General features: G+C 35.1%; 13 protein-coding genes. 6 read left to right on the top strand and 7 right to left on the bottom strand.

From position 1 onward, the window contains the following. A partial coding sequence (locus tag AC1W6K_RS11340) for an alpha-L-fucosidase (RefSeq protein WP_481947573.1) occupies positions 1–714 on the top strand: 714 nt, incomplete at its 5' end. Here the strand turns inward: AC1W6K_RS11340 and AC1W6K_RS11335 are convergent. From AC1W6K_RS11335 to ligA, 4 genes are read right to left on the bottom strand one after another with little or no spacing between them, the layout of a single operon-like run. Next, positions 680–1,129, bottom strand: coding sequence for a hypothetical protein (locus AC1W6K_RS11335; RefSeq protein ID WP_395785690.1), 450 nt, complete (start codon positions 1,127–1,129; stop codon positions 680–682). The two genes, AC1W6K_RS11340 and AC1W6K_RS11335, sit on opposite strands and share 35 nt — an antisense overlap. Beyond that, positions 1,110–1,412 (bottom strand): Dabb family protein, encoded by a 303-nt coding sequence (locus AC1W6K_RS11330; RefSeq protein WP_481719255.1) that lies wholly within the window; start codon positions 1,410–1,412, stop codon positions 1,110–1,112. The genes AC1W6K_RS11335 and AC1W6K_RS11330 overlap by 20 nt, the downstream gene beginning before the upstream one ends. After that, a complete protein-coding gene (gene dapA, locus AC1W6K_RS11325; protein WP_481947572.1) occupies positions 1,412–2,311 on the bottom strand; it encodes a 4-hydroxy-tetrahydrodipicolinate synthase in 900 nt (299 codons plus the stop codon). Before dapA ends, AC1W6K_RS11330 begins: the two co-directional genes overlap by 1 nt. A gap of 3 nt (positions 2,312–2,314) precedes the next feature. After that, positions 2,315–4,315, bottom strand: coding sequence for an NAD-dependent DNA ligase LigA (ligA, locus tag AC1W6K_RS11320; protein ID WP_481947571.1), 2,001 nt, complete (start codon positions 4,313–4,315; stop codon positions 2,315–2,317). Between the two features lie 80 nt (positions 4,316–4,395). Between ligA and rpe the strand changes: the two genes are divergently transcribed. The 4 genes from rpe to AC1W6K_RS11300 are packed head-to-tail and all read left to right on the top strand — an operon-like array spanning position 4,396 to position 8,961. Continuing rightward, positions 4,396–5,055 carry a ribulose-phosphate 3-epimerase gene (gene rpe, locus AC1W6K_RS11315; RefSeq protein ID WP_481947570.1) on the top strand — a complete coding sequence of 220 codons (660 nt, stop codon included), beginning with the start codon at positions 4,396–4,398 and terminating at the stop codon, positions 5,053–5,055. Between the two features lie 5 nt (positions 5,056–5,060). Further along, positions 5,061–7,088 carry an OmpA family protein gene (locus AC1W6K_RS11310; RefSeq protein ID WP_481947569.1) on the top strand — a complete coding sequence of 676 codons (2,028 nt, stop codon included), beginning with the start codon at positions 5,061–5,063 and terminating at the stop codon, positions 7,086–7,088. Then, the gene (locus tag AC1W6K_RS11305; protein WP_481947568.1) at positions 7,085–8,209 is read left to right on the top strand and encodes an acyltransferase family protein; all 1,125 of its coding nucleotides are present in this window, start codon (positions 7,085–7,087) and stop codon (positions 8,207–8,209) included. Before AC1W6K_RS11310 ends, AC1W6K_RS11305 begins: the two co-directional genes overlap by 4 nt. After that, the gene (locus AC1W6K_RS11300) at positions 8,209–8,961 is read left to right on the top strand and encodes a glycosyltransferase family 2 protein (RefSeq protein ID WP_481947567.1); all 753 of its coding nucleotides are present in this window, start codon (positions 8,209–8,211) and stop codon (positions 8,959–8,961) included. Before AC1W6K_RS11305 ends, AC1W6K_RS11300 begins: the two co-directional genes overlap by 1 nt. Before the next feature lie 40 nt (positions 8,962–9,001). On the opposite strand, the gene AC1W6K_RS11295 is transcribed toward AC1W6K_RS11300, so the two are convergent. Both AC1W6K_RS11295 and AC1W6K_RS11290 read right to left on the bottom strand, forming a co-directional pair. Further along, on the bottom strand, positions 9,002–9,574 hold the full coding sequence (locus AC1W6K_RS11295) for a carboxymuconolactone decarboxylase family protein (protein ID WP_481719248.1): 573 nt from the start codon (positions 9,572–9,574) through the stop codon (positions 9,002–9,004). A 48-nt stretch (positions 9,575–9,622) separates the two neighbouring features. Then, positions 9,623–10,171, bottom strand: coding sequence for a peroxiredoxin (locus AC1W6K_RS11290; RefSeq protein ID WP_481719247.1), 549 nt, complete (start codon positions 10,169–10,171; stop codon positions 9,623–9,625). 111 nt (positions 10,172–10,282) lie between these two features. Between AC1W6K_RS11290 and AC1W6K_RS11285 the strand changes: the two genes are divergently transcribed. Continuing rightward, positions 10,283–11,215: a LysR substrate-binding domain-containing protein gene (locus tag AC1W6K_RS11285; protein WP_481947566.1), complete on the top strand. Its 933-nt coding sequence runs from the start codon at positions 10,283–10,285 to the stop codon at positions 11,213–11,215. On the opposite strand, the gene AC1W6K_RS11280 is transcribed toward AC1W6K_RS11285, so the two are convergent. Further along, on the bottom strand, positions 11,193–11,789 hold the full coding sequence (locus AC1W6K_RS11280; RefSeq protein ID WP_481947565.1) for an MFS transporter: 597 nt from the start codon (positions 11,787–11,789) through the stop codon (positions 11,193–11,195). The two genes, AC1W6K_RS11285 and AC1W6K_RS11280, sit on opposite strands and share 23 nt — an antisense overlap. Between the last annotated feature and the right edge of the window lie 19 nt (positions 11,790–11,808).

Raw genomic sequence — 11,808 nt, 5'->3', positions numbered from 1 at the left:
AATCGGCATGAAATTTATCCTGGTTATCCTAAATTTGATGATTATCGGCAGGGACAAGAAAATGGAAAATATTGGGTAGCTCCTGAGGTTGATGTAAGCATTCGTCCGGGCTGGTACTATCATCCTGAACAAGATGGTAAGGTCAAAAGTCCTGATTCATTAATGAAGATTTATATAGCTTCCGTTGGCCGAAATGCCAATTTACTACTAAATATTCCCGTGGACACACGCGGACTAATTCACCCGAATGACTCAGCATCCATGATGGGATTTAAACAGTTACGAGATCAAAGTTTGATTAATCTGATTAAACCTATAGATGAAATTAAGTCTTCTTCTCGCGTGAATGGGCATCCGATTTCGTTTGTGTGGGATGTAAATAAACGTTCATTTTGGGCGGCTGATATTAAAGATGCCATGCCAACAATAACTTTTATTCCCCAAAATGTTGTTAAACTGAATGCGATTTTATTGCAGGAACCTATTTCGTTAGGCCAACGGGTAAAACAGTTTTCAGTGTTACTAACGGATGATAAAGGATTAGTTGAAGAAGTAAAAGGCAAGACGATAGGGAATAAACGTATTTTGCCATTTAAAGAGCGAAAAATAAAAAGCATCCAAGTTAAATTCTTGGATGTTCGAGGTCAAGTTTTGATTTCTAATTTTGAAGTCTTACGGATTACTTCACAACGTAACGAACCGCTTTACCGGTAAATTGGTAACCGTTCGCTTCTTTTGTGCTATACACTGAATACTTTACATCAACTAAAGCTGACGCCCCAAGTTCTTCTGCTTTGGAGACCATCATCTCCATAAGCTCCTTTTTCTTATTTTGGTGCATTCCACGATAAAGCATTTTTCCATTTTGCGTTTGATCTGCGTTTAATGGCACCTCAGATGCAAATGAAATTGATTCGATTAATTCGAACGCTTGTTTTGGTGTTTCATTAAAATAAAACACGTCAATTGCATATTTTACGGGTATTTCAAAACCTAAACCATCATGCCGCTCCACACCTCCGTTTTTAAAGTCGGGGCTGTAATACGTATTTGGTTTAATATTTTTGGAACACGATAAAATAGAAAATACGAGTAGGCCTAAAGCCCACTTAGATGGATTCTGAATCATATATTAGAACCTTATCCCAAAGTGATGCACAGTCTTCAATAAATTTCAAATGGATTGGATGCGTCTGGTAAATATCATGACCTGAAATATTTTCAAACGTCGTTACCAAGCAATAATCATAAGAACGATCAATGACTGGTCGGTCCGTATCAGCAGGTTTCCCTACACTAAATACATCTACTGTGTCAACTTCAGCTAGTGTGCTTACTCCAGTTTCGAATTTCAGTATATCTGCTTCAGATAATCCCTTTTTTAACCAAAAATTTACTACGTGTACGAACATTAGTTTATTAAGTTTTCTTGTTTTATAATTTGAGCTAATTTGCCTCCCAATTTATCAGATGCTGAAGCTAATGGCATTCGAACCTGATCTGTAATTAGGTTTTGCAAGGCTAATATTTTCTTAACACCAACCGGATTTCCTTCTTCATATAAGTAAGGGTCAATCGTTAAAAATCCTTTTAATGCTAGGGCAGCTTTGGCAAAATTTCCTGCTAATGCTTCGTGAATCATTGCAGTGAATTGATTTGGGAATGCATTTGCTATGACCGACATTACACCAACGCCACCAATAGAAATTATTGGGACAGCTTGCACGTCATCACCTGAAATCAAAAGAAAGTCGCTTGGTTTATGAAAAGCTATTTCCATGCATTGTTCAATGATACACGAAGCTTCTTTTATTCCAATGATATTTTTATGTTCTGCTAATGTTAAAACTGTTTCAGCTGACATATTTATTCCTGTTCTCCCCGGAATGTTGTACATGATTACAGGAACTGGACATACATCGGCAATAGCTTGATAATGAGCGATAACGCCACGTGTACTTGGTTTGTTATAATAAGGGCATACAGAAAGTATGGCATCTATACCTTCGAAATCAGTTGATTTAATTTGATTAATTAAGTTTTCCGTATTATTTCCGCCTAAACCGTATACGATAGGTAAATTCTTAGAATTGCTTCCTTTTATTGTTGAAACAATCTTTTTCTTTTCATCAGCTGTTGTTGTTGCGGATTCACCTGTTGTACCCTGAACAACAAGGTAATCTACGCCCCCTTGACTGACGTGGTTTATCAGATTTTTCAAGCTGTTCCAATCGATGGAACGGTCGGCCAACATCGGGGTTACGAGTGCTGGTGCAACTCCATGAAATTTTGGTAGTTTATTAACTTGCATATATTATGAGAGTAGCGTTAAAAACTCCTCTTCGCTTAAAATTTTTATATTCAGTTGGTTTGCTTTCTCGAGTTTTGCAGGTCCCATATTATTTCCTGCGAGTAGAAAATCTAATTTTGACGAAATACTAGATACTACTTTCCCTCCATTTGCAACTATTTTATCTTTTAATTCTTCTCTTTCAAAATTTTCAAAGACCCCCGAAATTACAAAACTTTTTCCGACTAAGGCCTCCCCTTCTAAGACTATTTCATGGATATCTTCAGCTAATTGAATCTTTGCTTCACGTAATTTTGATATGATTGCTAGATTCATTGAATTTTTAAAATAATCTAAGATACTAATCGCGATACGATCGCCTATTTCGGGTATAGCAATTAGTTCGTCATAACTTGCGCCCGCTAGGTTATCTAAACTATGAAATGCAATAACTAATTTTTCAGCAATTGTGGCACCCACATGTCGAATACCTAATCCAAATAATACTTGTCTAAATGGAATAAGCTTCGACTTTTCGATCGATTCTAAAATATTTGAGATAGATTTTTTTTGAAATCCTTCCAAGCCCAAAAAACTTAATTCATTTAATGAATATAAATCTGCCACGTGTTTTATAATTCTTTTTTCGAATAATAAATCAATCGTTTCAACTCCTATATTTTCAATATTTAAAGCTTTGCGTTGAATAAAATGCTCAATTTTTCCTTTTATCTGAGGAGGACAAGCTGTTTCATTAACACAATAATGATTTGCCTCACCTTGTAAGCGTATTAATTCGCCATGACATTCTGGGCAGTGCGTTGGAAAGTTAAAAGGTATAGCCCCCGTGCCTCTTTTCGTCAAATCTACCCCTATAATTTTAGGTATTATTTCACCACCTTTTTCTATAAATACGTGATCTCCTTCATGCAAATCTAAACGCTGAATTTCATTCGCATTATGAACGGACGCGCGTTTAATGACTGTTCCGGCTAGATATACTGGATACAAATTTGCCACGGGAGTAATGTTTCCAGTACGTCCTACTTGATACGATAAGCTTTCTATTTTGGTCTGAGCAATCTCTGATGGATATTTAAATGAAATGGCCCAGCGAGGTGATTTGGCCGTGTATCCTAATCGCTCCTGTTGTCCTAAATCATTAATTTTTATGACAATACCATCTGTATTTAAGGGTAAATCATTTCGTTTTTCGTCCCATTCATGAATGTAAGTGATTATTTCATCAACCGAAGTACATTTTCTCCAAGTCGGCGATACCGGAAAACCTTGTTGGCTCATTAAATTCAATCCCTCTTCATGTGTTTGAAACGGTATTTCATTTCCGACAAAAGAATATATAAAGCAATCCATATTTCGTCTAGCTACTTCGGCAGAGTCTTGCATTTTAAATGTGCCAGAAGCTGCGTTTCTAGGATTAGCTAGTGGAGCATCTCCTTTTGCTACTTTTTCTTCATTAATTCTCTCAAAGGAGCTTAAAGGCATAAAACCCTCACCACGGACTTCGAAGGTTGATGGGAATTTGTGTAAACTTACATTAAGTGGAATACGACGAATTGTCTTAACATTTGCAGTGATATCATCTCCTCGCGTGCCATCTCCGCGTGTTACTCCTTTAACTAATTGGCCATTTTCGTACCAAAATGATAATGCTACCCCATCGAATTTCAATTCACATATATATTCGTAAGGTTCATCACCCAAAACTTTTTTAACTCGTTCGTCAAACTCTCGTAAATCTGTCTCATTATAGGTATTTCCTAAGGATAGCATAGGAAACTGATGTATGACTGATTTGAATTCTTTAGTGATTGTTCCTCCAACGCGTTGAGTTGGGCTATCTGGTAAAGCAAAAAGTGGATTTTGAAGTTCTAATTGTTGGAGTTCATGCATTAGTTCATCAAATGCCTGATCTGAAATTAAACTCTCATTATTTTGATAGTAGGATTCATTATATTGGTTTATGCGTAATACCAATTCCTGCATGCGCGACTGAATATCCATAGCCTTAATTTAATATGGTAAAGTTAACTCGTTTCGTGGGAGAAATAAACCTTAGTAAATAAATTTCATACCTTTGCAAAATGAAAAATCTGATTATTGCACCTTCTATATTGGCAGCGGATTTTGCCAATCTGCAAAATGAAACTTTGATGTTAAATTCTTCAAAAGCTGAATGGATTCATATAGATATTATGGATGGTGTTTTTGTTCCGAATATATCATTTGGTTTTCCTGTTCTTCATGCAATTCAGAAACATACTTCTAAGTTTTTGGATGTTCATTTAATGATTGAAAGGCCAGAGCGCTATTTAAAGCAATTTGCAGATGCAGGTGCTAAAATGATTACTGTCCATTTAGAAGCTTGTCCGCATATTCATCGGACTATTCAAGAGATTAAAGATCTTGGTTGTCTTGCTGGTATAGCTTTAAATCCTGGAACTCCTGTCTCATTATTAAAGGATGTGATTAATGATATTGATTTAGTTTTAATCATGTCAGTTAACCCAGGGTTTGGCGGGCAAAAATTCATTCCTAATTCAGTTGATAAAGTCCGTGAAGCCAACGAGCTTATTCAGTTAACTGGCCGTCCTATTTATTTGGAAGTTGATGGTGGTGTTTCAATGCAAAACGCAGAATCTTTAATTGATGCTGGAGCCAATGTTCTAGTGGCTGGGAGTTTTGTTTTTTCATCTCCCAATCCATTAGAAACAATTTCAAACTTAGTACAGTTGGCTAAATAAGATATATGTTGCTTCGAAAAGCATTCTTTTTAGGCGCATTGCTATTTGTGCAGTTTTACTCCCAGGGACAATCTGTACTTTGGGCTAGCAAAGTTGTTGCTTTTTCTAGTGAGTATTCTGATCAATTATTAGGTAAAGAATTTAGAGCTTTACATGCATTGGGAAGACCAAGTAAATACCCAAAGTTTGGTAATACACCCAGCGCTTGGCAGTCGTTGACTCCTGATAACCCTTCAGGTGAATACCTAATTGTTTCTTTTGATAGTTTAAAACAAATCAGACAAGTTGTTGTTTTCGAAAACTTTGGAGCTGGTTCATTAACGCGAATTGAAGCTTTCGATGAAAATAATAGGCTTTATTTGGTAAGAGAATTTCCTGCAAATTATGCACAGGCGAATGGTCAGATTACTCGAATTAAGCTAAATTCATTAACTCCATTTAAAGTTAAATCGATTAAAATTACCTTGAATTCTGAACGTGTTAAAGGATTTAGTCAAATAGATGCTATAGCTATTTCAGATGATGATAAACCTATTGAGGCAAGTATCGCATTAGAAAAAGATCCCAATGCTTATTTGGTCAAGGAAAATTTAGGTCTGGTGATCAATTCCAAGTTTAATGAAATATGTCCCGTAGTCAGTCCGGATGGGAAATCACTTTATTTTACTCGATGGAAGCATCCTGAAAACTTAGGTAGTGCTAAAAATCAAGATATTTGGGTATCGCAGCTGGGTGATGATAAAAAATGGATGAAAGCTAGTTTATTCCCTTCGCCCATCAATAATGATGAAAATAATGCCGTTTGTGGAATTTCACCAAATGGGAAAACGATGTTATTAAATAATGTCTATGGGAAAGATGGTCAAATGGAAAAAGGGGTTTCTTTATCCTTTAAGCTGAAAACAGGTGATTGGAGTTTTCCAAAGCCAATTAGAATCCAAAATTTCAAAAACAAATCAGAATATTCGGAATACACCTTAGCGCCTAATGGTAAAATTCTTTTGATGACTACGGAGACTAAAGATTCCTATGGAGGTAAAGATATATATGTGTCATTTTTAAAGTCAGATGATACATGGACTGAACCTAAAAATATTGGTCCCAATGTTAATTCTGGCGAATCTGAATCTACGCCATTTATAGCTCCTGATGGAGTTACTATGTATTTTTCCTCTAGCGGGCACGTTGGCTATGGGAATAATGACATTTTTTTAACGCGTAGATTAGATGATACGTGGTTAAATTGGTCTATCCCTGAAAATGTAGGTCCAGTGGTTAATACAAATCAATGGGATGGTTATTTTTCTGTCTCAGCGCAAGGTGATTATGCCTATTTTAGTTCGGTTGAGAATTCGATGGGAGCTGAGGATATATATCGGATTAAAATTCCAGAAAAGGTAAAACCTCAGACTTTGGTACAATTTGCAGGTAAGGTTGTCGATGTTACATCTAAAAAACCGTTGAATGCTAAAGTTGTGGTTAGGTCAACGATTAGTTCTGACACAATGGCTGTAGAATATGATCCTTATTTAGGAGATTTTTCATTTATGTGGCCAACGAAAAAGCCATTTCAAATAGAGATTAAATCAAAAGGTTATTTAACCAAAAGAGAAAAATTCGATTTTCGTAAGGAATCGAAGTATCTAGAAATAAATCGTGTAATTTCATTAATGCCATTAGAGGTAAATAAGCAATTTAAATTACCAACATTGAATTTTGCACAAAGTAAAGCTGACATACAAAAAGATTCATTCGAGGCTTTAGACGGAATAGTCTTAATTTTACAGGATAATCCTGTATATCATATATTGATTGAAGGTCATACAGATTTACAAGGTGATTGGAATGAAAATTTGCAATTGTCTGTTGACCGTGCTATTAAAGTTAAAGAGTATCTGATTTCTAAAGGAATTGAAAGTTTGCGCATCCAAACGAAAGGTTGGGGCGGAACGAAGCCAGTTTCTTCTAGTGTTTTAGAAGATAAGCGTCGATTGAATCGACGTGTTGAATTTACATTATTTGTTAACGAATGATTTCAAGTAAGCCCGTATATTTTGAACAGCTAAATGGAATTCGTTTCATTGCTGTATTTCTTGTATTAATTGATCACTGGCTTATTCCAATTAATCCATTTTCATTTTTAGGCCATTTGGGGGTGGTTATGTTTTTTGTTTTGAGTGGCTTTTTGATCACGCGAATACTTTTTGAAAATGCAGATAGTTGTCGGTCTAATCACTCATCGCCTATTGTAAAAATGGTACGATTTATTTATCGTCGGTCATTACGTATTTTTCCTATCTATTTCCTACTATTAGCCGTTGGAGGTATTTGTTCTTTATCAAATTTTTCTGAAATCGCTGGTTGGTTAATTAGCTACACACCTAATTTTTATATTATCCTTCATAATCGATGGATGGGTGTTTGGGACCATTTGTGGTCATTAGCTGTAGAGGAGCAGTACTATTTGTTTTTTCCCTATTTCATATTCTTTATATCAGCAGTTAAGTATCCAAGATTGTTGGTTGGGATGCTATTGATAGGATTAGGCAGTCGACTTGGTTTTTTTCTTTTGGCTTCACATGAAGTAAAAGAATCATTTTGGATGATATCCTATGTTAATCCTTTGGCTGCCATTGATTCGTTTGGATTAGGGGGTATTTTGGCCTATTTGTTTCATTATAAAAATCAAAATTTTGTTACATTAGTTTCTCGAAGCTATTTACTTCCTCTTAGTCTATTTGTCTTTCTTGTAGTACTTTACTTAAGTCATACTGCCCTATATACACATGACAATATATGGTCAATTGTATTTGAACGTTTTTTTGCTGGATTGTTTTCATTCTTCCTAATTGCTCAAGCACTTGGGTCAAAAAAATGGATTTTGTTTCCTTTTTTAACACATTCTTGGGTTAACTATCTAGGTCAAATTTCTTATGGAATATATCTGTATCATAATGTAGTATATAACTATTTCCATGATCGGGGAAATACAATAATGGGTTATTTAACTGACCTACAACCTTTTCTTAATTCAGAAATGCCTAATTTTATTATTTTTAAATTTGTTTTGAGCCTATTTTTAGTAATTAGCTTAGCAAGTTTATCATGGTATATTATTGAAAAGCCTATCAATCGTTTTAAAAATAATATTTAATGGAAAGTCCTTTAGAATTGGTTATTGTAATTCCAGCTTATAATGAGGAAGCATGCATTCATGAAGTGGTACCTAATTGGATTGATGGAATTGCTGAGGTGATACCTAAGGATCAATTTAAATTGTTAGTTATTAACGATGGTTCTCGGGATAAAACGGGAGTTATTTTGGATGAATTAACAGGACAATATCCTAATTTGATAGCTAAACATCAATTAAATGGTGGCCACGGTAATGCGATTTTTAATGGTTACCAAATGGCCGTTCAAATGAATCCAAATTTTGTATTTCAAACAGATTCGGATGATCAATTTGTGCCAAGCGATTTTAAAAATTTCTGGGATAAGCGAAATGAGTCGGATTTTGTGTTAGGTTTTCGCGAGGTTCGAAATGATGACCGGTTTCGGCTCCTGATTACTCGAATTTTGAAATATTCATTGTTGTTCATTTATGGAACTTATATTAACGATGCCAACATTCCTTTTAGACTAATACGGACTACTTTTTTAAACAAGTTATTAAAAGCATTACCACTGCAAACACCATTTGCTCCCAATATATTTTTATCTGTTTTAGCAAAAAAATCAGGTCAAAAACTGTTTAATATTCCTGTTCTACATAAAGAACGCGAAACAGGTGAAGTTTCGATTCGGCATATGAAATTATTGAAGGTTTGTTGGCAATCTTTCAAAGAACTAACTCAATTTCGCCTTCAGTTAAATCATTTAGTCAAAACATTAAAAAAAGGCTAAATCATCTCTGAATTAGCCTTTTTGCGTTCACAAAAGCAAATTACAATAATATGATTAAGCTTTTAATAATTGCCGTTAATCGAATCGCATCTAAAATTCTTGCTTCTGTAGCTCCGTGATTTTTCACGGATACTTCATGTGATTTTACACACATTTCACATCCATTTATGGCTGATACTGTTAAGCTAGCTAATTCGAAAAACTCTTTTCCTAAAACAGGATTCATCATAATGGACATGCGAATTCCTGCTGGGGCTGTGTTATAATACTCCTTGTCTACAAAATGCTTAAATCGGTAGAAAATATTATTCGCGTTAAGTAATGAGACTAACGCATGAATCTCATTAATTTCTGCTTCTGACACTCCTTTACTTGTAGCCAATTCCGTTAAGGAACTAATAGTTCTCTCGTGTTTTTGATTAACAGAAACAGCTAAGGCCAACAAGATAGCTTCCTTTTCGTTTAATGTTTGTGCGCGTAATGCATTGGAAACATTAATCTTTATATCTTTAATATAACGGTGATCAGCCGCATCTAACGCATCTAAAAGGGCGAAAGATTCTGTGGCAGGGATATTTATCTCTGCCAATAAGTTGTCTTTTGTCTCACTCATGGTTGTTGAATTAAATAGCCCCAGGGAATCCTAGGGCTAAATGAATAATTACAATGTAGCGTCTCCAGCTTTCCAATTACATGGGCAAAGCTCATCAGTTTGTAAAGCATCTAAAACACGTAATACTTCGTCTACATTACGTCCAACTGATAAATCATTGGCAGAAGCCCAACGGATAATACCATCTTGGTCAGCAATATAAGTGACACGATATGCTACCTTCTCGCCTTCTGTTAAGATTCCTAATTCTTCAGCTAAGCTTTTTGATGTATCAGCCAACATTGGGAATTTTAGTCCACGTAAATCATCGTGATCCCTTCTCCATGCCGCATGAACGAATTCTGAATCTGTAGAAGCACCGATTAACGAAGCATCACGATCAGCAAAATCTCCAGCACGACGATTAAACTCAGCAATTTCTGTTGGGCATACAAAAGTAAAATCTTTTGGCCACCAGAACATCACTAACCACTTTCCGTCTTTTTTGTGATCTTCAGAAGTAATGGTTGCAAATTCTTTTCCTTGCTCTAAGGAAACAACTGCAGTTTTTGAAAATGTAGGAAATTGGCTTCCTAAGCCTAACATGTAATTTGCCATTTTTATGTTTGTTTATTTATTAATTTCTTAAAATAATGGTACAAATATCCAGATTCAAATATTATCAATCAAATCTATATTTTTTATATTTGTATAAGTAAAAATTATAATATGACTATTACGCAACTGGAGTACATTGTTGCTCTCGCTGATCTAAAAAGTTTTTCAAAAGCAGCCGACTTTTGTTGTGTTTCACAACCTAGTTTAAGTATGCAAGTACAAAAACTTGAGGCTGAGTTACATTTGACTTTGTTTAATAGGCGTGCCAAACCCTTGGAGCCTATGATAGAGGCGCTAGACATAATTAGTAAAGCACGAATTATTCTAGCTGAAAGTAAGTCTATTCTCTCTTTGACTAAAGAATGGTCAAATTCAGTTAATGGTCATTTAGCCATAGGTGTAATTCCGACTATTGCTCCTTATTTAATGCCTAAATTTTTAGCTGATTTTCAAATTAAACATCCTGATTTAGATATTAGTATTTCTGAAACGACAACAGAAAATATTAAACGTGATATTGCTTCAGGTAAATTGGATATTGGAATTTTGGTAACCCCACTTCAAAGTGATCTTGTGGAGTTGCCTCTTTATTATGAGGAATTATTTCTTTATTCCAATGTATGGGAAGATGATGGTTCAAAGTTTAAATCTGAATTAGATCCTGCTAAATTATGGTTACTAGAGGAGGGACATTGTCTAAGTAACCAGGTCAATTCCATTTGTAATATAAAGGCCGGTTCACACAAGGGCGCCAATTTAACCTATCAAACTGGTAGTTTAGAAACGATAGTTCGCCTGGCCGATTTAGGATTTGGCCAAACGATAATTCCACAAATGTTTTTAGATTATATAGATGTTAAATTGAAAGAAAAGGTCCACAACTTACCTTCTCCTATACCGGTACGAGAAGTATCCCTCGTTCATGCTAAAACTTATTCCAGAAAAGCGATTATTAAAGCTTTACAATTAGAGATTCTAGGTCATATTCCTATCTCATGGAAATCGGCAAATAACCGATCGATTATACCAATACAAGTGAATTAGATTTTGATCTGATTATTTTAACAAGGAAATAAAGACTTAACACAAATACAACACCTAGTACTAGAATACCATTGCGCATATTTCCCGTTAGTTGAATAATTAACCCAAAAACAAAAGTTCCAAATACCGTAGATAGTCGATCACATACATCATAAAAACTAAAATATGAGGCTGTATCTTTCCCTCCTGCTGGGCATAACTTAGCAAATGTTGCTCGGCTCATGGATTGAATTCCACCCATGACGAAACCAATGCCACTTGCAAGTAGATAAAAGTTCAATTGGTTCTTCACGGTATAGGCAAAACCACAAATAAGAATCCAAACGCAAACTATTAAAAATAGGCCTTGAATGTTTCCAATTTTTAATGACAGTTTCGCACAAAAATAAGCGCCAGGTATAGCAATTAATTGAATGAGCAAGATGGTTATGATTAATGCATCCGTTGGCAAATGTAATTCTTCGGAACCGAATAAGGCTCCTAAATACATCACTGTTTGAGCTCCAAGGTTGAATAAAAAGAAACTAGACAAAAAGGAACGAATTGTTTCATTTTGTTTTATTTCACCATACAAATGAGATAATTATTTCCAA

Source organism: Aquirufa sp. (assembly GCF_964796385.1).
Note: the sequence above shows the minus strand (reverse complement) of the source record. Positions and strands in the feature narration are given on the sequence as shown.